Source organism: Caballeronia sp. KNU42 (assembly GCF_053760385.1).
In genome coordinates this window covers 1,012,911-1,037,896 of record NZ_CM132388.1, presented here as the reverse complement: position 1 = coordinate 1,037,896, position 24,986 = coordinate 1,012,911, and the positions used below count along the sequence as shown (strand labels likewise).

22 protein-coding genes are annotated in these 24,986 nt (G+C 61.3%); 14 read left to right on the top strand and 8 right to left on the bottom strand.

Annotated elements, in window-relative coordinates; translation table 11 throughout:
* Window positions 1-89: 89 nt before the first annotated feature.
* The 3 genes from bcsD to ACSOSP_RS04590 all read right to left on the bottom strand — a co-directional run bounded on the left by bcsD (window position 90) and on the right by ACSOSP_RS04590 (window position 1,879).
* Window positions 90-545 (bottom strand): cellulose biosynthesis protein BcsD, encoded by a 456-nt coding sequence (gene bcsD, locus ACSOSP_RS04600; protein WP_455309788.1) that lies wholly within the window; start codon window positions 543-545, stop codon window positions 90-92.
* Between the two features lie 419 nt (window positions 546-964).
* Complete coding sequence (locus ACSOSP_RS04595) at window positions 965-1,111, bottom strand: hypothetical protein (protein WP_455309787.1); 147 nt, start codon at window positions 1,109-1,111, stop codon at window positions 965-967.
* Between the two features lie 336 nt (window positions 1,112-1,447).
* Window positions 1,448-1,879, bottom strand: a complete 432-nt coding sequence (locus ACSOSP_RS04590) for a YqaA family protein (protein ID WP_455309786.1) — start codon at window positions 1,877-1,879, stop codon at window positions 1,448-1,450.
* 152 nt (window positions 1,880-2,031) lie between these two features.
* On the opposite strand from ACSOSP_RS04590, the gene ACSOSP_RS04585 reads away from it, so the two are divergent.
* From ACSOSP_RS04585 to ACSOSP_RS04555, 7 genes are all read left to right on the top strand, one after another.
* Window positions 2,032-2,379, top strand: coding sequence for a YciI family protein (locus ACSOSP_RS04585; RefSeq protein ID WP_213761428.1), 348 nt, complete (start codon window positions 2,032-2,034; stop codon window positions 2,377-2,379).
* Between the two features lie 141 nt (window positions 2,380-2,520).
* A complete protein-coding gene (locus ACSOSP_RS04580) occupies window positions 2,521-2,937 on the top strand; it encodes a YciI family protein (protein WP_455309785.1) in 417 nt (138 codons plus the stop codon).
* Window positions 2,938-3,015: 78 nt separating this feature from the next.
* On the top strand, window positions 3,016-3,435 hold the full coding sequence (locus ACSOSP_RS04575) for a VOC family protein (protein WP_455309784.1): 420 nt from the start codon (window positions 3,016-3,018) through the stop codon (window positions 3,433-3,435).
* Entirely contained in the window at window positions 3,432-4,733 is a 1,302-nt protein-coding gene (locus ACSOSP_RS04570) for an RNA polymerase sigma factor (RefSeq protein ID WP_455309783.1), read from the top strand. Before ACSOSP_RS04575 ends, ACSOSP_RS04570 begins: the two co-directional genes overlap by 4 nt.
* 151 nt (window positions 4,734-4,884) lie before the next feature.
* Window positions 4,885-9,264, top strand: coding sequence for a DEAD/DEAH box helicase (locus tag ACSOSP_RS04565; protein WP_455309782.1), 4,380 nt, complete (start codon window positions 4,885-4,887; stop codon window positions 9,262-9,264).
* A 190-nt stretch (window positions 9,265-9,454) separates the two neighbouring features.
* On the top strand, window positions 9,455-10,510 hold the full coding sequence (locus ACSOSP_RS04560; RefSeq protein WP_455309781.1) for a helix-turn-helix domain-containing protein: 1,056 nt from the start codon (window positions 9,455-9,457) through the stop codon (window positions 10,508-10,510).
* 507 nt (window positions 10,511-11,017) lie between these two features.
* Window positions 11,018-11,890: a hypothetical protein gene (locus ACSOSP_RS04555; protein ID WP_455309780.1), complete on the top strand. Its 873-nt coding sequence runs from the start codon at window positions 11,018-11,020 to the stop codon at window positions 11,888-11,890.
* A 31-nt stretch (window positions 11,891-11,921) separates the two neighbouring features.
* Here the strand turns inward: ACSOSP_RS04555 and ACSOSP_RS04550 are convergent, their stop codons facing one another.
* Window positions 11,922-12,296, bottom strand: coding sequence for a VOC family protein (locus ACSOSP_RS04550; protein ID WP_455309779.1), 375 nt, complete (start codon window positions 12,294-12,296; stop codon window positions 11,922-11,924).
* A gap of 340 nt (window positions 12,297-12,636) precedes the next feature.
* Here ACSOSP_RS04550 and ACSOSP_RS04545 point away from each other — a divergent pair, with 340 nt between their 5' ends.
* Window positions 12,637-13,056 carry a DUF6088 family protein gene (locus tag ACSOSP_RS04545; protein WP_455309778.1) on the top strand — a complete coding sequence of 140 codons (420 nt, stop codon included), beginning with the start codon at window positions 12,637-12,639 and terminating at the stop codon, window positions 13,054-13,056.
* 70 nt (window positions 13,057-13,126) lie between these two features.
* On the opposite strand, the gene ACSOSP_RS04540 is transcribed toward ACSOSP_RS04545, so the two are convergent.
* Genes ACSOSP_RS04540 through kaiC form a run of 4 tightly spaced genes read right to left on the bottom strand, consistent with a single transcriptional unit; the run spans window position 13,127 to window position 17,245 of the window.
* Window positions 13,127-14,764 (bottom strand): response regulator, encoded by a 1,638-nt coding sequence (locus tag ACSOSP_RS04540; RefSeq protein ID WP_455309777.1) that lies wholly within the window; start codon window positions 14,762-14,764, stop codon window positions 13,127-13,129.
* Window positions 14,765-14,769: 5 nt separating this feature from the next.
* Complete coding sequence (locus tag ACSOSP_RS04535) at window positions 14,770-15,222, bottom strand: circadian clock KaiB family protein (RefSeq protein WP_455309776.1); 453 nt, start codon at window positions 15,220-15,222, stop codon at window positions 14,770-14,772.
* On the bottom strand, window positions 15,219-15,566 hold the full coding sequence (locus tag ACSOSP_RS04530) for a circadian clock KaiB family protein (protein ID WP_455309775.1): 348 nt from the start codon (window positions 15,564-15,566) through the stop codon (window positions 15,219-15,221). Before ACSOSP_RS04530 ends, ACSOSP_RS04535 begins: the two co-directional genes overlap by 4 nt.
* Window positions 15,563-17,245: a circadian clock protein KaiC gene (gene kaiC, locus ACSOSP_RS04525; RefSeq protein WP_455309774.1), complete on the bottom strand. Its 1,683-nt coding sequence runs from the start codon at window positions 17,243-17,245 to the stop codon at window positions 15,563-15,565. Before kaiC ends, ACSOSP_RS04530 begins: the two co-directional genes overlap by 4 nt.
* A gap of 298 nt (window positions 17,246-17,543) precedes the next feature.
* Here kaiC and ACSOSP_RS04520 point away from each other — a divergent pair, with 298 nt between their 5' ends.
* The 6 genes from ACSOSP_RS04520 (at window position 17,544) to ACSOSP_RS04495 (ending at window position 24,570) form a co-directional block, all read left to right on the top strand.
* Window positions 17,544-18,731 (top strand): GAF domain-containing sensor histidine kinase, encoded by a 1,188-nt coding sequence (locus ACSOSP_RS04520; protein WP_455309773.1) that lies wholly within the window; start codon window positions 17,544-17,546, stop codon window positions 18,729-18,731.
* A 202-nt stretch (window positions 18,732-18,933) separates the two neighbouring features.
* Complete coding sequence (locus tag ACSOSP_RS04515) at window positions 18,934-20,319, top strand: GH1 family beta-glucosidase (RefSeq protein ID WP_455309772.1); 1,386 nt, start codon at window positions 18,934-18,936, stop codon at window positions 20,317-20,319.
* 83 nt (window positions 20,320-20,402) lie between these two features.
* A complete protein-coding gene (locus tag ACSOSP_RS04510) occupies window positions 20,403-21,647 on the top strand; it encodes an ABC transporter substrate-binding protein (RefSeq protein ID WP_455309771.1) in 1,245 nt (414 codons plus the stop codon).
* On the top strand, window positions 21,647-22,591 hold the full coding sequence (locus ACSOSP_RS04505; protein ID WP_455309770.1) for a carbohydrate ABC transporter permease: 945 nt from the start codon (window positions 21,647-21,649) through the stop codon (window positions 22,589-22,591). Before ACSOSP_RS04510 ends, ACSOSP_RS04505 begins: the two co-directional genes overlap by 1 nt.
* The gene (locus tag ACSOSP_RS04500; RefSeq protein WP_455309769.1) at window positions 22,588-23,472 is read left to right on the top strand and encodes a carbohydrate ABC transporter permease; all 885 of its coding nucleotides are present in this window, start codon (window positions 22,588-22,590) and stop codon (window positions 23,470-23,472) included. The genes ACSOSP_RS04505 and ACSOSP_RS04500 overlap by 4 nt, the downstream gene beginning before the upstream one ends.
* A gap of 24 nt (window positions 23,473-23,496) precedes the next feature.
* The gene (locus tag ACSOSP_RS04495; protein ID WP_455309768.1) at window positions 23,497-24,570 is read left to right on the top strand and encodes an ABC transporter ATP-binding protein; all 1,074 of its coding nucleotides are present in this window, start codon (window positions 23,497-23,499) and stop codon (window positions 24,568-24,570) included.
* Window positions 24,571-24,986 lie beyond the last annotated feature (416 nt).

The window sequence follows — 24,986 nt, the reverse complement described above, 5'->3', positions numbered from 1 at the left end:
GGGGGACTTCCCGGTCCAACCCCGGTCCAATCTCGGTCCAACTCAGGGCAAGCTCCGCCAAGCGAGATCAGACGCGCCCTCAGCCGGCCTCAATTGCTATAACGGCCCAACCTGAATTCGACTGTAGCGCTTTCGTCAAACTCGCCCGCTTGCACCACCGACAAGCCTTGTGCGCCGAGTGCGCTTAACCACTCCTGATACGCGCCTTCGAGAAACGCCGGGCTCCACGGAAGTGCATTCGCGCCGAACGCGAGCAGCGGCGGACAGCAATGAACGATGCGCAGATAATCCGGCTCGTCGCCGACCTCGACAAAGCCCCAGTCGACGTCATTCCAGATCGCGTTCAACGCGGCGCCGAGTTCGGGCGTGGTGGCGCAGGGCGGCAATGGATGGGCGGCGGCAAAACGCCGTCCTACCCGTTGCATCAACTGACGTAACTCGTCGCGGCCGATCTGGGTATCGAATTCTTCCGCCAGGGCGACCAGCACGCCACGCCATTGCGAAGAGATTTGCCGGTCAAGCAGGTAGTCGAGGGTCATGGCCATAGGGTTAGAGAGGAAAGCTTCCAGCTAAATGAGCGCAAAAAAACGATACGGCTTAATCAGTAGTATTTACACTGTGCCGTCCTTCGATAGACGGTAATAGTGATGCGACTCACCTTTTAAGCCGGAGTCTACTTGAAGGCGATTTGTTTTTGCCACATAACGCACATTAGCAAATAGTTCTGTGGTTAAAGCCGCAAACAGAGGGCAAAAAAATCGTTATGTCCAGGTTATGTAGTACCCGGACGATTAGCGCAAACGTTTAATCACGCAATTCATTCGTCAGTTTAATCTTGCTGCTTGCCCTTGTGTCACGAAGTTTGTGTGAGTCGAACTGCGCGTTGATATTTCATAAGGTGTTGCCGGCGGGTCCTCGGCTTGCCAATGAGTTTCCTGCGAGCAGCCGCGACTGCTGGACGCGCTCATTCGCTGCGTTTGACTTGCCGGTCAATGCGCAGATGCCAGGACCCGAGCTTGCCGATATCCGCCAAAAACGTTTTGAGCGTGGCGGAATAATGCTGGTCGCGTTCCCGGGTAATCCTCACGCTTGTCAGCAATCCGATCTTCACGGCGCGACTGCCAATGAGCAATCAGTGAGCAATTCTTGCCGCATTTGCCACCTGACTGATTCAACGGCACCGAGTTCGGCAGCCGGCCAGCGAAGATGGTTGAAGAAAGACAGTAGAACGGCAAGCGTATGGCCGGATGCGTGATGCGATGGCTGTTTGTTCAGGATGGCGTATTGATTGAAACGCGCCTCGTGCAAAATATTTCCTCTGATGAAATGAAATTATCGAGTTGCCGTCCGGCGTGTGGGCGAGCGCGAGGCATCCTCAGGCGCATTTGCACCGGTTAAGCCGCGCTGAAGCAAAGTAGTGCGCGCCACATTGCTGCAGCCAAGGGCATTACAGGGTGAGCAATGCGGCAATCACTGCATAGCGCGCTGTTTTCGCAATCGCGACGATCGCGAGGAACGACCACAACGGTTCACGCAGAACGCCCGCGATCATGGTCAAGGGATCGCCGATCACCGGCGTCCAGCTCAAGAGCAGCGTCCAGCGTCCGAAGTGCCGGTACCACTGTTCCGCGCGTTCGAGCGCGCGAGGTTTGATTGGAAACCAGCGGCGCTCGCGCAGCTTTTCGATCGATCGTCCCATTGCCCAGTTGATGGTCGAGCCCACCACGTTCCCGACGCTCGCGACTGCGACGAGCATCCAGACCGGCTGTTTGCCGGCGATCAGCAAACCCGCCAGCAAAGCCTCGGACTGAAGGGGGAAAAGTGTCGCCGCGACCAGCGCAACTGCGAACAACCCGCCGTATACGGAAAAATCGACCATGAGGGAAAGTGCGGGCAAGCGTGAACGAGGGCGACAGCTTAGCCGTTTTTCGGCCATGCCCCGATTGAGGGCATCGTGGCATTGGGGGATTGAAAGCTTCTCCCACAGTTGATACCTTGAAGGGCGGTTGAAACCTCAATCCAGGAGATGTCATGTCTTATATGCTGCTCATCGCCGAACCGGTTGGACAGCGGGCCGAGCGCTCGCAAGCCGAAGGCAAGCTCCTCTACGAGAGCATGGTCGAGTTCGGTGCGGGACTGAAAGAACGCGGTTTGCTGATCGCGAGTGAATCGCTGGCAACGGGAGGTGTACGTGTCAAGAAACGCGATGGCCAAGCGAGCCTGATTGACGGACCGTTCGCGGAGGCGAAGGAGATGATCGGCGGGTTCTACATGCTCGATTGCGCGACGAAGGAAGAGGCCATCGAGATTGCATCGGCGTGTCCGGCGGCCGAATGGTGCGAGGTCGAAGTGCGCAAGATCGGTCCGTGCTGGGAGTGAGATTTTTTGCGGCGTTGTTGTACGCGTTAACCCTTGAATAAGTAAAAGTTGTCGATTTCTTCTGGCGTGGTTCGTCGTGAGGATGAGAGCGCGATTGGCGTTCTCGCTTGCACAACGATTGACACCGCGAGGAGAACAACAATGCGATTCATCATCCTGGTCAAGGCGACCGAAAAAAGCGAAGCGGGCGTACTCCCCGAGGACGCGCTGATCGGCGCGATGGCGACCTACCACGAAGAACTGGCGAAGGCGGGCGTGCTGCTCGATGCGAATGGTCTCCAGCCGAGCGCCAAGGGTTGGCGCGTGCGTTATGAGGGTGGCCGGCGCAGCGTAGTCGAGGGTCCGTTCGCGGAGACCAGGGAGCTTGTTGCCGGGTACACGCTGATCCAAGTGCGTTCACGGGAAGAAGCGATCGAGTGGGCGCGCAGGTTTCCTTCGCCGATGGGCGAGCACGAAAGCGGCGAAATCGAAGTGCGGCAGTTGTTTGAGCTGGACGACTTCGGCTCGGGTGGATCGATAGAGCGTTTCCGCGAACTTGAAGCGTCGCGACGGGTTTGAAAGCGGCTTGAACAAACTTAATGCGCGCGTGGAAGCGGGCTGACGCGAGCACTCTACTTCTCTTGAAGGGCGATAAAAATGCATAAGCAAATCTTCTTAAACCTGGCTGTGGCGGACCTGCCGAAAGCGCGCGTCTTCTTCAACGAGCTCGGCTTCAGCTTCAACCCAACGTTCAGCAACGATCAGGCAGCGTGCCTGATCCTCGGCGAGAACCTCTACGCCATGTTGCTGGTCAAGCCGTTCTTCCAGACCTTCACGACGAAGACGATCATCGACCCGAAGCAGCAGGTCGAAGCGCTCACGTGCCTGTCGTGCGAGAGCCGCGCCGAGGTCGATGAAATCGTCGCCAAGGCCGTGCGCGCGGGCGGCACGACGCCACGGCCGGTGCAGGATCTTGGATTCATGTATGGCCACGGTTTCGACGACCTCGACGGCCACTCATGGGAGTTTGTGTACATGGAAGCGAATGCGGATCCGCACGCGGCGGGCGCAGCGTGAGTGGATCTTCCGGCGAGTCCGGCGGCCAGGAACTGGCCACGCATCGCGCGATAGAGGCGGTGTGGCGGATGGAATCGGCGAAGGTGATCGCGGTCGTGGCGCGCCTGGTGCGCGACGTGTCGCTCGCCGAGGAGTTTGCGCAGGACGCGCTGATCGCCGCATTGGAGCATTGGCGTGTGGATGGCGTGCCGGACAATCCGGGCGCGTGGCTCATGACCACGGCCAAGCATCGCGCGCTTGATCGTTTGAGGCAGGATGCATTGCACGCCCGCAAGCACGAGGAACTGGGACTCGACATGGATGCGCGCGAGGAGCACGTCACGCCGGATTTCGTGGATGCGCTGGACTCCGCGCGGGAGGACGATATTGGCGACGACTTGCTGCGGCTCGTGTTCACCGCATGTCATCCGGTGCTGTCCGTCGATGCCCGGGTTGCGCTGACGTTGCGGCTGCTGGGCGGCTTGACCACTGATGAAATCGCGCGGGCGTTCCTGCAGCCTGAGCCGACCATCGCGCAACGTATTGTGCGGGCGAAACGGACTTTGTCGGCGGCTCGCGTGCCGTTCGAAGTGCCGAAAGCCGATGCACGGGCGGGTCGGCTGGCGTCGGTGCTGGAAGTCATTTACCTGATTTTTAACGAGGGGTATTCGGCCACTGCAGGGGACGACTGGATGCGCCCATCGCTCTGCGACGATGCGTTGCGTCTCGGGCGGATTTTGGCGGGGTTGACGCCTGACGAGAGCGAGGTATTCGGCCTGGTTGCGTTGATGGAGATACAGGCCTCCCGCATTCATGCACGAACCGATGCAAACGGGCGGCCGGTCTTGTTGATGGATCAGGACCGCAGCCGATGGGACCTGTTACTGATCCGTCGCGGCCTCGCGGCGCTGGAGCGCTCGGAGGTGCTGAACGGCGCGCGCGGGCCTTATGCGTTGCAGGGTGCGCTGGCGGCTTGCCATGCCCGCGCGCGGCGGGCGGAAGACACGGACTGGGCGCAGATTGTCGCGCTCTACGACGCGTTGGCGATGGTGGCGCCGTCGCCCGTGGTGGAGCTTAATCGGGCGGTGGCAGTGGGGATGGCGTTTGGTCCGGCGGCGGGGCTGGAGATAGTCGACGAGTTGGCGTCGAACGCAGTGCTGAAGAACTACCACTGGCTGCCGAGCGTGCGGGGTGATTTGCTGGCGAAGCTGGGGCGTCGTGAAGAGGCACGGGTGGAATTCGAAAAGGCCGCAGCAATGACACGCAATGTGCGGGAGAAGGAGATGTTGCTTGAGAGGGCGGTGGAGATGAAGGGGTGAATCCGGCTTACACGGTGGCAAGCTCACCGTGGCTAAGCGGGAACAGCAGAACCCCCAGCGGCCCTGCAAAACCTGTCCCGTCCCCATGCGCCCAAGCTCCGCCACGACTCGTTCTCAAACACGCTTTTCCGCTCGCTAATAAACTAGCGGTATGACCGCTGCAAAACCATCGACTTCCAACCCGCTCGACGCCTTCCATCCCGCCGTCGCGGCTTGGTTCAGTCGGCATTTCCCCGAGCCCACGGAGGCGCAGGCGCGCGCCTGGCCGTTACTCAAGGCGCGTCGATCGACGCTCGTGGCGGCGCCGACCGGGTCGGGTAAGACGCTGACAGCGTTCCTTGCGGCTATCGATGAACTGGTCCGCGAAGGCGTGGCGAGCAACAACCCGCTGCCTAACGAAACGACCGTCGTCTACATATCGCCGCTCAAGGCACTGTCCAACGATATCCGCGTGAACCTGCAGGAACCGCTTGCCGGTATCTCCGAGGAACTGCAGCGCATCGGCCTGCCGTCCATCGAGATTCGCGCGGCAGTACGCACCGGCGACGCCACGCCCCAGGAGCGCAACGCGGTCAAAAAGCGTCCGCCGCATATCCTCGTCACCACGCCGGAATCGCTCTACGTCTTACTCGGTTCCGATTCCGGCCGCGCGATGTTGTCCACGGTGCGGACGGTAATCGTCGATGAAATCCATGCCGTTGCCGGCAATAAACGCGGCGCCCATCTCGCGCTCAGTCTCGAGCGGCTGGACGCGTTGTGCGTTGAACATGGAAATGTAGCGCCGGTGCGGATCGGGTTATCGGCAACGCAAAAACCGATCGAACTGGTCGCGCAATTTCTGACCGGCAAACGACCGTGTTCAATCGTCGATGTCGGCCATGTGCGCAAGCGCGATCTCGCGCTCGAACTGCCGCCTATCCCGCTTGACGCGATCATGTCGAACGATGTGCGCGAGCGTGTCTACGATCGTCTCGCCGATCTCATCGCGCAGCACCGTACCACGCTCGTGTTCGTGAACACGCGCCGGATGGCCGAGCGTGTCGCGCGCCATCTCACCGAGCGCCTTGGCAAACCCGCGGTCGCGGCGCACCACGGCAGTCTCGCGAAAGAGCAGCGGCTGGATGCCGAGCAGCGGCTCAAACGCGGCGAGCTGCAAGTACTGATTGCGACGGCGTCGCTAGAACTGGGGATTGATATCGGCGATGTGGAGCTCGTCTGTCAACTCGGTTCACCGGGATCGATCGGGGGTTTCCTGCAGCGCGTCGGGCGTTCGGGGCATCAGGTAAGCGGCACGCCGAAAGGGCGGCTCTTTCCTGAGTCGCGCGACGATCTCATCGAATGTGCAGCGCTGCTCGATTGTGTCGCGCGCGGCGAACTCGATGTCCTGCATATCCCCGAGGCGCCGCTCGATGTCCTCGCGCAGCAGATTGCGGCTGAAGTGGCGTGCCGCGAGTGGAGCGAGGATGCGCTGTTCGAACTTGTGCGCAATGCAATGCCGTATGCATCGCTTGATCGTACGCAGTACGACGCAGTTATTCGTATGCTCGCCGAGGGTTATACGAGCCGGCGCGGCGTGCGTGGGGCTTACGTGCATCGGGATGCAGTCACTCGCAGTTTGCGCGGCCGGCGAGGCGGCCGGCTGACGGCGGTGACCTCGGGCGGAGCGATCCCGGACAACGCGGATTTCGCGGTATTGCTGGAACCACAAGGCTTGCAGATTGGCACGGTCAACGAAGACTTCGCGGTCGAAAGCCTGGCCGGCGACGTGTTCCAGCTCGGCAACGCGTCGTACAAGATCCTGCGTGTGGAAGGTGGACGAGTGCGCGTGGAAGACGCGCACGGACAGCCGCCGAACATTCCCTTCTGGCTCGGCGAAGCGCCGGGACGCAGCAATGAACTGTCGTCGGCGATCGCGCGTTTGCATGCGCACGTGGACGCCTGGCTTGCGGAATCCTCGCTCGACATTGCCATCACCAGGCTGGCTAACCAAACTGGTATCGGTGAGGAAGCGGCGCGGCAGATCGTGGACTATCTGGCGCGCTCGCGCGCCGCGCTCTCCGTTCTGCCCACGCAGGACGTGCTGGTCATGGAGCGTTTCTTCGATGCCTCCGGCGGCACGCAACTCGTCATCCACGCGCCGTTCGGCAGCCGCGTGAACCGTGCGTGGGGCCTCGCGCTGCGCAAGCGGTTTTGCCGCACGTTCAACTTCGAATTGCAGGCCGCGGCGACCGAAGATGCAATCGTGCTGTCGCTCTCCGGCAGCCACAGTTTCCCGCTCGATGAAGTCTGGCGTTATCTGCGTTCGAACACAGCGGAACACGTGCTGATCCAGGCGCTGCTCGACGCGCCGCTGTTCGGCGTGCGCTGGCGCTGGAACGCGACCAACGCGCTCGCGCTGCCACGTTACGCGGGCGGCCGTCGGGTCGCGCCGCAATTGCAGCGCATGAAGAGCGAGGATCTGCTGGCGACCGTGTTCCCCGATCAGGTAGCGTGCATCGAAAACGTGGTGGGCGAGCGTGACGTGCCGCGTCATCCGCTGGTCGATCAGACGATCGACGACTGTCTGCACGACGCCATGGACTGCGACGCGTGGCTCGCGCTTCTAAGGCGTATGGAAAGCGGTGACGTACGGCTCGTCGCACGCGATTTGCCCGCGCCGTCGCCGTTGGCGGCGGAGGTTTTATCGGCGCGCCCTTACGCTTTTCTCGACGATGCCCCCATCGAGGAACGCCGCACCCAGGCCGTGCTGGCGCGAGGCTGGACCGATCCGCAATCGAGCGACGACCTGGGTGCGCTCGACGCCGAGGCAATCGCGGGCGTGCGCGAAGAAGCGTGGCCGACGGTGCGTAACGCCGATGAAATGCACGAGGCGCTATCGGGGCTTGCGTGTATCACCGAAGCCGAACGCCACGCGAATGACGGCTGGCCGGCGTGGCTGGACCAGCTCGCCGCGTCAGGGCGTGCGACGCGTTTGCAGGTGACATCGGCGGATGGGTTATGGGTACCGGTCGAACGCCTGACATGCTTGCGCGCGATTCATCCGGTTGCGCTCATGCAGCCGCCGCTTGCGCCGCTCCCCGGTTTCGACGAAGCGTGGACCGAAGACGATGCGCTTGTCGACATCGTGCGCGCCCGCCTGAGCGGTTTTGGTCCGTTGCCGGCCCCTGTTATTGCCCGGGCTTTGGCGGTGCCGGTTTCGTCGGTCGCGCTCGCGCTGACGCGCCTCGAAGCTGAAGGTTACGTCATGCGCGGCCGCTTCACGCCGGGCGCGACAGACGCGACAGACGCGAAAGACGAAGAGTGGTGCGAACGGCATCTGCTGGCGCGTATTCATCGATACACCGTGCGGCGTTTGCGGCGCGAAATCGAGCCGGTCGAGTTGCAGGATTTCATGCGTTTCCTGTTCGACTGGCAACACGTCAGCGCCGACTCCAAAGCCGATCCGCACGGCGACGGCCACGACGCGCTGATGCTCGCCATCGAACAACTCGAAGGCTACGAGGCGCCGGCGGTCGCGTGGGAAGACGAGATCCTGCCCGCCCGCCTGAGCGCGTATTCCATGACCTGGCTCGACGATTTATGCCGTTCCGGCAAGGTTGTCTGGAGCCGTCCGGGCGTACGGTCGCGCAGTTCGGGCGGCCCGGTGCGCACCACGCCGATCGTGTTGCTGCCGCGCCGGCACCTGGCGGCGTGGAATCCGTTGATGCAATCGGTGCAGTCGCCTGAGCCGTCATCGCGCGCCCAGCTCGTGTTCGACGCGCTCACGGAACACGGCGCGATGTTCTTCGACGAACTGCGTTCGGACGTTCGCCTGCTGGATACCGAACTCGAAACTGCGTTGGGCGAACTTGTGTCGCTTGGACTGGTGAACGCCGATAGTTTCGCCGGCCTGCGTGCGTTGCTCGCGCCGGCCGCGCGCCGCAACAGTTTCGGCCGGCGGCCACGGCGCGGCGGGCGGGGCCATTTCATTGGCGGCATGGACGACGCCGGACGTTGGGCATTACTGCGCCGCTCTGAAAGCAACACCGCGCCCGGCGCCGATTCGCTCGAGCACGTCGCGATGACCCTGTTGCGCCGATACGGCGTGATCTTTTGGCGCTTGCTCGAACGTGAGGCTGACTGGCTGCCGCCGTGGCGGGACTTGCTGCGGGTCTTTCATCGGCTGGAAGCACGCGGTGAAATTCGCGGCGGTCGATTCGTGGCAGGCCTTTCGGGCGAGCAGTTCGCGTTGCCCGAAGCCGTGCCGCTTTTACGCACGATGCGCAACCGGGCCGCCGACGGCAGCTTCATCGCGATAAGCGCGGTCGATCCGCTGAATCTCGCGGGCACTTTGCTGCCCGGGGAGAAAGTGCCGGCTGTGCCGGGCAATCGCGTGCTGTATTGCGATGGTTTGCCGGTGGGGGCGGTTATCGCGGGGAAAACGCGTTTCCTGGTGGAACTCGATGCGCAATTACAAGAGCGCGTGCGCTGGCATCTTGTCCGGCGCAGCCTCGATCGAATGCCCGCTTCCCCGTTAATAGCAGGTCGTTGAAAGGAACCATTTTGGGTTTCCGATAAAAATCGTCGATAAAACGCTGATTCAGATCGTTTTAAACACATGCTAAAGTTTTATCGATAAAACGCCGTTAATCTCTTTGCGATGCCGGGTAATGCCACAACCCGAACCCGGCAGCTTTGAAAAATCATGTGGAACCCTGCTGTCATGGAGGTTGAGTAACGCCATGTCCACGCCCATCAGATTCGATAGTGGCGATTTCCCCGAGAATGACGCGGAGGAAATCTGGCGCGAAGGAATCGACGCCGTATTTGAAATCAAGCGCCCGAAAGTTGCCTTCGCGCCGTTTCGCGCGAAGATGGAAAGCTGGCCTTTAGGGCCAATGCTGCTCATGTCGCATGAAGTGGGCGGAGACGTCGAATTTCAACGCACCCGCCGCAGGATTGCGACCTCCGGCGTCGACCATTACCTGGTGCATTGCCTGCTCGACGGCGCGCTGATGTCCACCTTTGGCCGCGACATCCAGAAAGTGCCGCTCGGGTCGGTCGTCGTGCGCGATCTCGTCGTCGAAAACATCGGCTTCACCCGCGACGCGCCCATGCTGACGCTCACCATTCCGCGCCAGGCCATCGACCGGCGCACGGGCGGCGCGTTGCGTTTGCACGGATTGTCGTGGGAGGCCGCCGACCCTATTGGCGTGCTGCTCGCTTCGCATATGCGCAGCCTGGTCAGCGTCGCGAGTTCGATGGACGACGAGCAGGCGCGCGTGGCGGGCGAAGCCACGCTGGACTTCGTCGCGGCCTGCGTGCTGCGGCGCGCCGAGCGCTGGGAGCAATCCGGCGATCCGCGCCTGACGCCGGTGATCCGCGCGCAGGCGCTGAGTTTTATCGAAGGCAATCTGGCGGACATGAGCCTCGGTCCGGCGAGATTGCGCGAAATCCTGAAGGTGTCGCGAACTGCGCTCTATGAACTCTTCGAACCGATGGGCGGCGTAGCGGAATATGTCCGCGCTCGCCGGCTCGACGAAGCCATGCGCCGGCTCGAGTCCCCGCTGCATGCGCGCGATCTCATTGGCGCCATTGCTTGTGCGGTGGGCTTCATGAGCGAATCGACGTTCAATCGCGCGTTCAAGGAGCGTTTCGGCTGCACGCCGACAGAAGCCCGCAGGCGATGCGCAGCCGCCGTCACGGCTGGCGCCATGTCAGCCGACAGCAGCCGCGCCCGCGACGCGCGCGGCGTCGGCGTCAGGACCGCCGCGACGATCCGCAGTCTCGGCGCCTGAGCGTGTAAAGCGGATGTAAGCGCGAGAAGACCCATCGTCGATGCGCTGAACGCAATGGGCGAAAAGAGCGGACGGAATGAGAGGGCGGCGGTGTGCATCGAAGGCATCATTGTCAGGTGTGCACGCAGGCATCGCGGACGGTATTTATCGGACGCTGAAGGGGGAAAGCAGGCTGCTTATTTCCCGGTCGCGGAATGCACGGTGACTTATTAGCCGCTTATCGCTGATGACTTCGCGCTTTCTGTGCGCGTTGCGGGCGCCTTCCGCATTGAACGCAAACCCGGGTTCCTTGACCGTCGGGTGTTCACGGCAAGCGCCGCGATGCACGTTGCGCCGAGTTCAGGCCCGAGCGCGCCTGAAGACTGAAACGCACAGGATTGCCGACCTGAGAGAGAAAGCGTCATCAAGACGCTTCAAGGCGAACACGCCTCGCGGGGAGATGTCATGGACATCGAGCCGCCGCGTGTTCGACCTTAAACCAAGAAAAAAATGATACCGGGGAAACACATGTGGCTGTTTGCTTTGTTCCAGGCTAGAACCTTGTCCGGTCTTATTCTCAAGACAGGGTTGTGCGGCGCGGCGGCCGTCGCGCTTTATGCGGGGCTCACCTCGACACCGCCATCGGCTACCCAGATCGCACTGTCGCTGGCTGCAATCGCAGCGCTTTGGCTGCATGGGTATCGGGAAGGCAGACGATCGTCGTATGCGTCGGCGCAATGTGAAGCTGAGATTCGCGAGGACGAAGGCCGGATTCGGGTAGCCGGCGGCGGTGTCGATCTCACGTTGCATCTCGTCTCGCGAACGCTCACGGTCAACAAGGTGGCAAAGCGATTTGTCTCGACCGATGCCCCCGGCGAATTTCAACGCTTGCGCTCAGGCCGCTTCGAATGGCCGTTCCGTGCGCTGGCGGTTGAGCCTGAACCTGAGCCTGAACCCAATCGCGAATCGAATGCCGGGACCGTCGGCGCAGTCTCCAGAGCGTCAACTGCACGCTGGGCGAGCGAGGGAGCGATGTCGGCGCCAGACACCGGCGTGAGCATCGAGCTGGCCGGAGAACGTGAAATCGACGTGTACTGGAAGCAGCCGGGCGAGGGGGAGCGCCTGTTGTTTTCGGTGGCCGGTCCGGGCGGAAAATATGAAGCACTGGACCGCGCGTTTTCGATCTTCGCCGAATGGATCGATCAAGAGGACAAAGCACGGCGCGCGATCGAGCATCGTCATCAGGCGGAGGCGTGGCAACGCGACTGGGAAGCGAAACGGCTGGCAGAAGAAAGCGATCACGCGCGAGGCAGAGGGGAGAGCGCCTTCGACGAAACCGATCCCCACCTGCGGGTTGTAGCCAAGGCAGCCAAAGCCATCATGCCGTTGAACAGGTGGTAGCCGCCGTCCGAGCGCTTGAAATGCTGTCGTCTTATTCCGCGGAAGGCGCAAAGACGCGCAGACGATGACCGTCGGGGTCCAGCGCGACGAAGGTAAAGCCGAAATCCATTTCCGTCGGCCGCTGGATGATCTGCAGGCCGCGCTTGACCCAGTCGGCGAAGAGACTGTGCACGGTGTCGCTGTTGTTCACCGGGAAGCCGAGTTCGCCGCCGCCACCGGCCGCCCCGGGCGACGCGGGTTCGACCGTATGCCTTGACCACAATCCCAGCTTGAGACCCGACTCCAGGATGAACATGGCGAACGTCGGAGAAGATTCGACGGGTGCCTTGCCGAGCAGGCCCGCATAAAAATCGGCGCTGACGGAAGGGTTGTCCACGTACAGGATGACGAAGTTGGGATCGGTCATGGGTTCGCTCACGTTGGGTCGATGGAAGTAGCCGGGGTATGCGCCCGGGAATCCAGCAACGATCCGGTGATTGACTGCCACGGCCGGTGCTGAAGTCGAAATCATCGTAAGCGTGGGCGCTGTCAGTTTTTGTCAGCAGCGGCGCTTCGCTCTTCAGCCGATCAACCCACTTGGTCGCGGCACCCCTGTCGACAGAGCTTTCGATAGGGCGACCGGTAAGTGCGCAAACTACTCTTAAATGATCACTTCGTGTAGTCCAAAAGCCCCGTTCAGAAACGATCTGGCTGGTTTTTTGTGCTAGAGTGACTCTAGAACGCTACCGACACGTTGGAGGGAGCAAATGAAACTTGAAGACCGAATCGTTCGTTCGATTTCACAACGGAAGGGGAGCGTCATACTTCGCTCGGAGGTCGCCCCTTTGGGCAGCCCGGCACAGGTTGGGCGCGTGCTCTCAAAGCTCATTGCTGACGGCAGGCTTGTCCGCGTCAGCAAAGGGGTGTTTGCGAAAACTCGAATCAACAAATTTACCGGCACGCCAACTCCGGCGGCAACATTCGAAGTCATTGCTGCAGAAACTTTCCGCAAGCTCGGCGTTGAAGTCATCCCAGGATGGCTGGTCCGCGAATATAACAGTGGGCGGTCGACGCAAATCCCGATGGAAGGCATCGTTAACACGGGAAAGCGCCGCATCCGCCGCAAGATCCAGGTCGGACGCCGAACCGTAAAGTATGAGAAAGATCACAAGCGGATGGAAGTCTGATATCGAGCAAGCTGCAACTGCTGACTTGCTGGCAAATCTGCCTGACTACCTGCGATTTTCCATCCACCCCTCACGCCAGCGCCGCCGCCACGACCGCGGATAAATTCCCGATCGAAAATGGTTTTCGAAGCAGCGAGATATTGTTGCCCATCGCGGCATCAAGGGCAGAGGTGTCCGCGTAACCGCTCGCGAAAACAATGGGCATTTGCAGGCCCTGGGACCGCGCCAGTTTCGCCACCGTAGCGCCGTCCAGATGCGGCATCGCGAAGTCCAGCACCAGCAAGTCCGGTGGATCGCTTGCCATCATGTGGAGCGCTGCGCGCCCGCCCGTCGCCGAGTCCACGCGATACCCCAGCGAGACCAGCGTTTCGACCATGAACGTACGAACATCCGGATCGTCGTCGACGACCAGGATCCGCGGCGCACTCCGGTCGCTCGCATTGACCACAGTCGATGCCGACGGGTCCGGCGCGGCGGCCGCAGCGGGCGAACGCCGCAGAAACAACGACACCCGGGTGCCGCGCGGACTGCTCTCGATCTGCGCGTGGCCGCCCGCCTGCTGGCAGATACCGTACACCTGGGCGAGACCCAGACCGGTTCCCGCACCCACTTCCTTGGTGGTAAAGAACGGCTCGAACGCCCGGGCCGCGACATCGGCGGGCATGCCGGCGCCTGTGTCGGCGACACTCAATTCCACGTAGTCGCCGTCGGCGAGATCGGCGTCGTCCGTGATCGTCCACGCCAGCGTGCTGATGCGCAGCACGCCGCCCGTGGGCATCGCGTCACGTGCGTTGATGGCGAGGTTGAGCAAGGCGAGTTCGAGCTGGGTCGCGTCCGCCACGACCTGCGCGTCGTCGTCGCCGAGTTCCAGCCGCAGGTCGATCCCCGCGCCCAGGGTGCGGTCGAACAGATCGGCCATGCCGTGTACAAGCTGCGCCAGACCAACCGATTTCAATTCAAGTTTCTGGGAGCGCGAAAATGCCAGCAATTGCGCGGTGAGCTTGGCGCCGCGGCTCACGGCCCGCATTGCGTTGCCGGTCCAGCGCAGCACGCGCTCGGGGTCTGACGGCGCGCGCTTCACAAGTTCCAGGTTGCCGTGAATGGCCTGCAGCAGGTTGTTGAAATCGTGAGCCAGGCCGCCGGTCAACTGACCGACCGCTTCCATTTTCTGCGCCTGATGCAGGCGCGCTTCCATCTGACGTTGCTGCGAAAGATCGGAGATGACGCCGCAGATCAGGCGATCCTGGTCGCGCTCGGCTTCGAGCGCCTTGAAGCTGCAATAGACAGGTGTTTCCCCGTTGGCCGAGAGCACCGTCAGTTCATCGCGGGCAGTGCCCGTAGCGCTTTCGTGGAGCAACTCCTGCAGGCGCGCGTGCTGCCCATCGAGCACAAAAGTGCTGAACGCGGACCCGACCATGTGCTCCACCTGGGCGCCGAGCAACTGCCCGGCACGTTCGTTGGCATAGAGAATGGTGCCGTCGGCGGAGAGCATCACCGCGCCTTCCTGCATCTGCTCCACGAGCACCCGGTACGGCCGGTCCGCGCTTTCGAGCGTATAGATGCGGCGGTCGTCGTCGCTGCCGACCACGACGGCGTCCACCGCGCCGCTGCGGATGGCGTCGAGGGTATCTTCCGCCTCGCGAAGCCGCTCGCGCAGCTCCTCGATGGAGGCAGTTTCCAGTGAAGCGGAGTGGGATGGATCGGACATACGGGTCAAGGTTTGATCGACGCGTCTGAGTTCGCGACCGCAGATGCAACCGAGGACACTCCAACTCCAGTGGCAACGTTCGACACCATGATGCCGAGCACCGCCAGCACCTTGTTCGAATCCGACAGGTCACCGATCACCCGTCGCAACGGCCCGGGGCGCAGCTTGACCAGCGTCGGGGCGGCAATGATCTGGGCTGCAATCGCGGCTTCCGGATGCAGGTAGATGTCGATCACTTCAAGCTCGAAGCGGCCCGGCGCGTGACTCTCCAGCAAGCGCCGCGCATTGTCCACGGCGCGCGTGGAACGCAGTGTGTTGCCGGTCACGTACAGCCGCAGCACGAGCATGTCCGACGCCTGCGGAGCCCGTTCGGGCGCGTCCCCTGGCGGCGAGACCCGCTCGCCATATCCGCGGCCTCCACCGCCGCCGCCGTCGGCAACGACCGGCAGGGCACTCACGAGGGAATCCTCGGCCGGATGTCGAGGCCTACCAGCACGCGCTCGGTATCCGATAAATCGCCGATCACTTTCCTGAGCGGCGCGGGCAGATGCCGCACGACGGTCGGTATCGCGAGAATCTGGTCGGCGGCTGCAAGTTGCGGGTTGACGCGCAGGTCGATGACCTCGATCGAGTACTCACCGGCCAGATGCGTGGCGCAGAGCGCGCGCAGGTTGCGAATGGCGGCCATCGACTTCGGTGTTTCCCCCGCTACATATAAGCGCAAAGAATACGCAGCTTCAACCGGCGGCTGTGTGGCGTCCGGTTCGTGTTTCGCTTGCGTGGACGAATCCTGTTCAGTCATTCTTTCGATCCCCGCCGTTGCGCCATCCGGTTACGGTCGGCTTCCCGCAGGCGCTTGTGTTCGTCGCTTTGCCCGATGAGCGCATCGAGTTCCAGCGTTTCAGCCTCGAGCGCCGACTGCAGTTCGGCAACCTGTTGTTCGACCGCTTTGCGGCGCCGCGCGAGTTCGCGCTTCTTTTGCATCACAAGCTCGTCGCGCGCGGCGGATTCGTCGCGTTCCTGCGCTTCCTGAGCGAGCCGAGCAGAACCTGTCAACACACCGCCTGCGCCTACATATGCCGGCACCATCGCGATTCCTTCATGGCTGATCTGATATTCGCGGACCTGGTTCGAGTGATCCATGCCGCGCGATTTCAACACGTAGACAAGCCGGTTGCGCTCGCCGTTCGTTTCAATATGCGATAGCGAAATCCAGGTATCCATCAGCGACGAGATGCTGCGGTCATTTATGCTGGACGCCTGGTCGGTGCTGCTGAGACTTGTAAAAACTGCCGTAATGCCGCGGGATTTAAGGAGATCGACGAGCCGCAACAACGTCGCGTGCACTTCGGACTCCACGCCACGCAGCGACGAAATCGGGTCGATCACCACGGCCGACGGCTTGAACAGGTCGATGTCGCGATACATCCGCGCCAAATGCATTTCCAAGCCGAAAAAGCTGGGCCGCGCCGATTCGATCTTGAGCGAATTTCCTACGTATTGCGCAAGATCCACGCCCACTGAGCGCATGTTGCGCACGATCTGTTCGGGCGACTCTTCAAAGGCGAACCACAGCGTGCGTTCGCCGAGTTTGCAACGGGCCTCCACGAACTTGGCCGCGAAAGTGGTCTTGCCCGTTCCCGCCAGTCCCGACACCAGCACGCTGGAGCCGACAAAATAACCGCCAACGCCCAGCATGGAGTCGAGATCCGCGATGCCCGTGGAGATCACGTTGCTCGACGTCAGATGCGCCAGGCCGGCGGATGTAACCGGAAGGACGCTGATGCCGGTGGTATCGATAAGAAACGGGTATTCGTTGGTCCCATGCGCCGAGCCGCGATATTTGACGATCCTCAGGCGCCGCGTGGTGACCTGGTTTTCGACCCGGTTGTCGAGCAGGATCACGCAGTCGGACACATATTCTTCGATGCCGTGCCGCGTCAACTGGTTCGGGTCGCCAATTCCACGTTCTGCCGTCACGATGGCGGTGACGCCACGGTCCTTCAGCCAGTCGAACAGGCGCCGCAACTCGGCGCGCAGCAAGACGGCATCGGCGAAACTCGCGAACAGCGCTTCGAGCGTGTCGAGCACGACACGCTTCGCGTTCACGCTTTTAATGGCGTAGTCGAGCCGCACGAACAGGCCTTCGAGGTCGTATTCACCGGTGTCCTCGATTCCGGCCGGGTCGATCTTGACGTGATCGATAGCCAGTTTCTTCTGCTCGATCAGCGACATCACGTCGTAGCCCAGCGAAGCCACGTTCGCGGCCAGGTCCTCGGCCGATTCCTCGAAGCTCACCAGCACGCCGGGTTCACCATGCTTCAGGATGCCTTCGACGAGAAAGGTCATGGCGAACAGGGTCTTGCCGCATCCCGCCGCGCCGCACATCAGGGTGGGGCGGCCTGCCGGCAACCCGCCGAGGGTCACGTCGTCGAAGCCTGAAATGCCTGTCGGCGTTTTTGAAAGCACTGCTCCGGTCATTGTTTTTCTTTAGAAGGTTTATCAGGAAGGCATCGGCCGGCCCAGGTTCGTGTTCAGGCTCCGGGTCTGGCTCGATATCTGCGCCAGCTGGTCGATGGCGACAGCGCATCTTGGCATCACGGTACACACTATGCAATCCGCAAGGTCACGGTCACCGGTGCCCGGACAGGCGTCTATTTTTTCCACCCTTGGCGCGCGTGCCCCGACCCGTACAATTGAGTGCAGCGCCGAACAGACGATATCGAGCACCGAGAGGTAGCATTTTTTGAACCCAGTTTCCGGAGTTTCACGGGCCGCCATGGACGACAGCGAAGACGCGATTGCTCGCGATGTGGCCATGATTGGCCGGATCGGCGCCGTTCCATCCATGCTGCGCGTGATCTGCGAGAACACCGGCCTCGGCTTCGCGGCGGTGGCGCGCGTCACAGAGGGAACCTGGACCGCCTGCGCCGTGCAGGACGACATTCACTTCGGGCTCTTGCCTGGCGGCCAGCTCAACGTGCACACCACTCTGTGCAGCGAGGCCCGCGCCATGCGCCGGCCGGTTGTTATCGACCACGCGAGCATCGATCCGGTCTATCGCGAACACCATACGCCGCGCATCTACAACATCGAGAGTTATATCTCGGTGCCGATCATCCTGCCGAACGGCGACTATTTCGGCAATCTTTGCGCGATCGATCCGCGTCCTGCGCTGGTATCGGATGCACGAACGATCACCATGTTCACGCTCTTCGCAGAACTGATCGCGTTGCAGCTGGAGAGCGAGAACGAGCGCTCGGCGACCGAAGCCGCGCTCCTTGACGAGCGGACGACCGCCGAGTTGCGCGAGCAATTCATCGCCGTGCTCGGCCACGATCTGCGTAATCCGCTTGCCGCCGTGGGCGCAACCGCGGAATGGCTGGCGCGACGCAGCAGCGAGCCGGAACTGGTGAGCATCGGCACGCGGCTGCGGGCGACGACCCGGCGCATGTCGCGGCTGATAGACGACGTGCTCGATTTCGCCCGTGGCCGGCTTGGCGCGGGTATTGGCGTGTCGCTTGCTCCGGCTGATGATCTCGCTGATTCGTTGCAGCACGTGGTCGCTGAACTGCGTGACGCGAATCCGGGACGCGTGGTGCTGGAACAGATCGCGGTGGACGGCTGCGTGCACTGCGACCGGGGGCGCGTCCAGCAACTGCTGTCCAACCTGCTTGCCAATGCGTTGACGCATGGAGCGCCGGATCAACCGGTGCGCGTGGTGGTATCGGCGGATGCGGGCGAGCTTGAGGTTTCCGTCTCCAACGCCGGAGCGCCGATCGCGCCGCAAGACCTGGAGAAAGTCTTCGAACCGTATTGGCGGCCGGTGACCAGTCAGCCGGGCGGCGGGCTGGGGTTGGGGCTCTATATCTGCTCGCAGATCGTCAAGGCGCATGGCGGGACGTTGAGCGTGAGTTCATCGGCGCAGACGGGGACGTGTTTTGTGGCGCGGATTCCGTGTGGGTGACGCGGTGGTCTGAGCAACAGCGGCCAGGATAAACATCTGCCATCGCAGCCGATTCGTCGCCACCGCCCTCGCGACAGACACGCCTCTCAGTCCCCCAAACCCTCTCCATACAAACCCGTATTGTCCGCGCCAATTCGGCGCTGCTATCGTTCGCAGGCACTTGTGGAAGCGCTTCCACTCCAACGCTCAAACAGGAGTCCTCGTGGCACTCGACGCATCCGTTGTCTCCAGCGATCCGTTTTCCCTACCATCCGATTCAGCCCTCTGGCGACGAGATTTCCTGCTCGGCGCAGCCACCGCCTCTTACCAGATCGAAGGCGCCATCAACGAAGACGGCCGTCTCCCGTCGATCTGGGACACGTTCTCGGCCACGCCCGGCAAAGTGCTGGCCGGCGACACCGGCGAGGTCGCTTGCGATCACTATCATCGATGGGAATCGGACCTTGAGCTGCTTTCCGCGCTGAATGTCGATGGCTATCGCTTATCCATTGCATGGCCGCGGGTGATGGATGAAGCGGGACGCCCGAACCCGAAGGGAATCGACTTTTACAAGCGCCTGATCGGGCGGCTGAAAGAGAAAGGCCTCAAGACCTTCGTCACGCTTTATCACTGGGACTTGCCGCAATATCTTGAAGATCGCGGCGGCTGGCTGAATCGCGACACTGCGTATCGCTTCGCCGATTACGCAGACCTGATGAGCCGCGAACTCAGCGGTCAGGTCGATGCCTGGGCCACGCTCAACGAACCGTGGTGCTCCGCGTATCTCGGCTACGGCAACGGCCATCATGCGCCGGGTCTGGCGAACGGCCGCTATGCGACCCAGGCCATGCATCATCTGCTGCTTGCACACGGAACCGCCGTGCCGGTCCTGCGGGCAAACGATCCAGCGTCGCTCAAGGGCATTGTCGCGAACGTGGGCCGCGGAACCGCCGATACCAACAGCGAAGCCGATGCACGCGCCGCCCATCTTTTCGAAGTCCAGCACAACGCGTGGATCCTGGACCCGCTGTTGAAAAAGGCCTACCCGAAGGACCTTTTCGAACTTTGGCCGGGCACTGAACCGCTGGTGCTCGACGGCGATATGGACATCATTGGCACACCAATCGATTTCCTTGGCATCAACTATTACTTCCGTACCAACGTGAAGAGCGACGGCGCGCATGGTTTCACTGAAGTGCCGTTGCCGGATGTCGAGCGCACGCAGATGGGCTGGGAGATTCATCCCGATGGCCTGCGCGACCTGCTGATCGGATTCAACAAGACGTATCCGTCATTGCCGCCGATCTATATCACTGAGAACGGCATGGCGTCGGATGACAAGGTAGTCGATGGACGCGTCGATGATGCCCAGCGCATCTCGTTCCTCAAGCGCCATCTTGCTGCCGTCGATAGTGCGATCAAAGCCGGCGTCGACATACGTGGCTATTTCATCTGGTCGCTGATGGACAACTTCGAATGGGCCTTCGGTTATGAACGCCGCTTCGGCGTGTTTCATGTCGACTACAAAACGCAGAAACGCACCATGAAACACAGCGCCGAACTGGTTGCGAAGTTCCTTAAAGAGCGCAACGCGATAGCCAACGCCTGACCCGCAGTTCGATTTCAATGCCGACGCCGTTTGACCCCGTGAACGACGGGGCCAAATGGAAGATATAGCCTGGAGGAGACTCAATGAACAGCATGAAGAAACTGGTGGTCAGTGTCATTGCCGCTGTTGCCGGTATTTCGGCTGGAAGCGCTGCGCATGCGGATCCGGTGAAGGCGACCGTGATCCACTGGTGGACATCGGGTGGCGAGTCAGCGGCCATCAAGCAGTTCGCCGATGCCTATAACAAGGCGGGGGGATTGTGGGTCGACCAGGCCGTGGCCGGTGCGGACCAGGCGCGCTCAACAGCCATCAACCGCATCGTGGGCGGTGATCCGCCGACCGCCGCGCAATTCAATACGTCGAAGCAATTCCACGACATCATCGACCAGGGCTTGCTTAACAATGTGGACGATGTGGCGGCCAAGGAGAACTGGGACAAGATTTTCCCGCAGTCGATCATAGACAGCATCAAATCGAACGGGCATTACTACGCGGCGCCCGTGGACATCCACATGCCGGCGTGGTTCTTCTATTCGAAGCCGGCGTTCCAGAAGGCCGGCATCACGAAAGAGCCGGCCACTTACGATGAATTCATCGCGGACCTGGACAAGCTGAAAGCGGCCGGCGTGATTCCGCTCGCGCTCGGTGGTCAGGCATGGCAGGAGAAGATCACCTTCGACGCCGTGTTCGCCGATGTCGGCGGCCCGGACCTTTATTTGAAGGTGTACCGCGATCGCGATGTGAACGCCGTCAAGTCCGACGCGTTCAAGAAGGTGCTGACGCAGTTCAAGCGCCTGCATAACTATATTGATCCGGGCTCACCGGGCCGCAACTGGAACGACGCCACCGCGCTGGTGATCTCCGGCAAGGCCGGCGTGCAGATCATGGGCGACTGGGCGAAGGGCGAATTCTCCGCAGCCAATCAAACGGCGGGCAAGGACTTCGGCTGCTTCCCGGGCTTCGGTCCGCACTCGCCGTACCAGGTCGCCGGCGACGTGTTCGTCTTCCCGAAGACCGATGACGCCAACGCGGTCAAGGCGCAGAAGTTGTTGGCGACGGTCATGACATCGCCCGCTGCGCAGGTTGCGTTCAGCGCGAAGAAGGGTTCGATTCCGATTCGCTCGGACATCGACGATTCGAGTCTCGACATGTGCGCGAAGGAAGGCATCGCGATCATGAAGGACAAGTCGCGGCAGTTGCCGAATCCGGAAATGCTGACGCCGCCGGATATCAATGGCGCGTTGCAGGACGTCATCACCAACTTCTGGAACAAGAACCAGTCGGTTGAGGATGCGCAAAAGGCCTTCGCCAGCGGGTTGAAGAGCTGATGGCATCGATGCCTGCCGGCAAGACCGTGCGCGCGCCAGCGGGCCACGCGAAGCGCAAACCGCTGAGGAAGCGGTTTGCGCTGGCAGCCTATATTGCATTGTTGCCGATGGCGCTCACCGTTGTGTTCGCCTATCTCGGCACGATGTTATGGAGCCTGCGTACGTCCTTCACGAACTCGCGCACGTTTGCGTCGAATAGTTTTGCGGGCGTGTCGCAATACGTGAGGCTTTTCAATAACGACCGGTGGATGCTGTCGCTGCAAAACATCGTGATCTACGGGGTTTTGTTCATCGTCATATGCCTCGCGATCGGGTTGCTGCTGGCGGTGTTCATCGACCAGAAGGTGATGGCTGAGGGTGCGCTGCGCACGGTGTTCCTGTATCCGTACGCGATGTCCTTCGTCGCAACGGGTCTCGTGTGGCAGTGGATCCTGAATCCGGAACTGGGCATTCAGGAAGTGCTGCACCGGATCGGTTTCACGCATGCGCGCTTCGACTGGATCGTCGATCAGGACCGCGTGATCTATACGCTCGTGATCGCAACGGTCTGGCAGGCGTCGGGACTCGTGATGGCGCTGTTGCTCGCGGGGCTGCGCGGTATTGATGAAGAGATCTGGAAGGCGGCGCGCATAGATGGCATTCCGCGCTGGCGTGTCTATGTCAGCATAGTCATCCCGATGCTCGGCGCGTCCATTTCAACGGCTTTCATCCTGCTGTTCGTGATGGTCATCAAACTCTACGACGCCGTCGTTGCCATGACGCAAGGCGGCCCAGGTACGGCAAGCGAAGTGCCGGCGAAGTTCATCATGGAGTACCTGTTCGGACGCGCGAACCTCGGGCTGGCGTCGGCGGCATCGATCGTTCTTCTCGTGACCGTACTCGCGATCCTCGCGCCGGTCTTGTATATTCGCAGCCGCGCATTACGGCTCAGGGATTCCCGATGAACGCGCCACGCCACCCCTTGAAACGCAGGTCGCGCTTCACGCCCGCGCGCCTGGGCGTGTATGCGTTTCTGCTGACGTCGGCCTTGTTTTTCCTGCTGCCGCTGTATGTGATGCTCGTCACGTCGGTCAAGCCGATGGCGGAAATTCGTCTCGGCAATATCCTGTCGCTGCCGGTGCATTTCACAACCGACGCGTGGCGTGTCGCTTGGCAGTCGGCGTGTACGGGACTGGATTGCCAGGGCATTCGGGTCGGCTTCTGGAATTCGGTGCGTATCGTTGTGCCGAGTACCGTTCTGTCCATTCTCGTTGGTGCGGTGAATGGGTACGCGTTGTCGTTCTGGAAACCGCGCGGCGCCACCACGCTGTTTGCAATCCTGTTGGTGGGCGCATTCATCCCGGTGCAGGTGATGGTCTATCCGCTTGTGCGGGTACTTGCAACGGTGCATCTGTTCAGCTCGTTGCCCGGCATTGTGCTGATCCACACCATCTTCGGCATGCCCGTGATGACGCTGCTGTTCCGCAATTATTATTCAGCGTTGCCGCATGAGCTTTTCCAGGCGGCGCGCGTGGATGGCGGCGGGTTCTGGCGGATCTTCCTGCAACTGATGGTGCCCATGTCCACGCCGATCATCGTGGTCGCGATCATCATGCAGGTTACCGGCATCTGGAACGACTTCATCCTGGGTCTTGTTTTCGCGGGCACGAAGAACCTGCCGATGACAGTACAACTGAACAATATCATCAACACGACGACGGGCGAGCGCCTCTACAACGTCAACATGGCGGCGACCATTCTTACGTCCATGGTGCCGCTTGCCATCTATTTCGTTTCGGGTCGCTGGTTCGTGCGCGGCATTGCTTCCGGTGCGGTCAAGGGTTAGTCCAGGGCTCCTATGTCTACAGTCATGTCGAACGTTTCAATCCGCGACCTGGAGATCCAGCTGGGGTCCAACAAGATCATAGAATCGCTTGATCTCGAGGTCGAACCGGGTGAGTTCCTTGTATTGCTTGGCCCCTCGGGGTGCGGTAAATCCACCTTGCTGCATAGCATTGCGGGGTTGATCGATGTGAGCGGCGGCAGCATCGAAATTGGTGGCCAGGATATGACGTGGGCCGATCCGAAGGATCGCGGCATTGCGCTTGTGTTCCAGTCCTACGCGCTCTATCCGACCATGAATGTCGAGCGCAATCTTTCGTTCGGTTTGCGTATTGCCGGCACGCCCAAAGCCGAGATCGAGCGGCGCGTGACGCGTGCGGCCGAGATGTTGCAGCTTGGGCCCTTGCTCAAACGCAGACCTGCGCAGTTGTCGGGCGGGCAACGTCAACGCGTGGCGATTGGCCGGGCGATCGTGCGCGAAGCGGATGTGTTTTTGTTCGATGAACCGCTCTCCAATCTCGATGCGAAACTGCGCACGGAGCTCAGGCGTGAGTTGAAGCAACTGCACAAACGCCTGGGCGCCACCATGATCTACGTGACCCACGACCAGGTGGAAGCGATGACGCTGGCGACCCGCATGGCGGTCATGCGCGGTGGGGTGATCCAGCAGATTGGTACGCCTGCGCAGGTGTATGCGCGTCCGAATAATCTGTTTGTCGCTACGTTTCTTGGCTCGCCGGGTATGAATTTGCTGAAGGGCGCGTTGCGCCGCGAGGATGGTGGAGTGAGGTTTCGCAACGAGCATATTGACATCGATGTCTCTGACTATCCATTTCTTCGTGTGCCGCCGGAGAATCAGCAATGTGTGCTTGGTGTGCGCCCGGAGGATGTAGCGATCGATCCGGCGTTCGGACATCGCGGCACGGTGTCGCTGGTTGAGCCGATGGGAAATCATCGGGTAATTTGGCTCGATTATCATGGGGCGCAAATTGCGTCGATTGCGCAGGATACGGCGACGGTGGAGGTTGATGAGATCACCGGTTTTTCTATTGATGGGAAGCGCATTTCGCTCTTTGATGAGGCAGGTGGGAATCGGCTTTAGGGTTTCGTTCGCACTCGGGGTTCTGTTGGGGGTTTGCTGGTGATGGGGGGCGGTCGGTGTGGGGGCGGCAGGTTTTGGGGGTAGCGGTCTGGGTCAATGCCGGGTTGCTGCTTTCGGGGTTAGTGGTCTGCGTGAGTGAGCTCATTTCTTTATCACTATTAGCCACTGCGCGTGGCGGCGCGTCATTTCTTTGTCCAAAGCGACAAAGAAACGAAGCAAAGAAAGCGCTTTCAAAACGGGGGCTCGTAAGTTGACCTAGCGTGCAGTTTGTGCGTTTTTGGCACCCCAAAAGCACGGTGCTCGCAAGAGCGACGGATGTGTGAACCCCTCCTTCTCCGAACACGGATACCCACACGCTTCGCCACCAGTGACTGAACCTGCCAAGGGGCACCCCGCGCTATCCGCGGACAACCAAC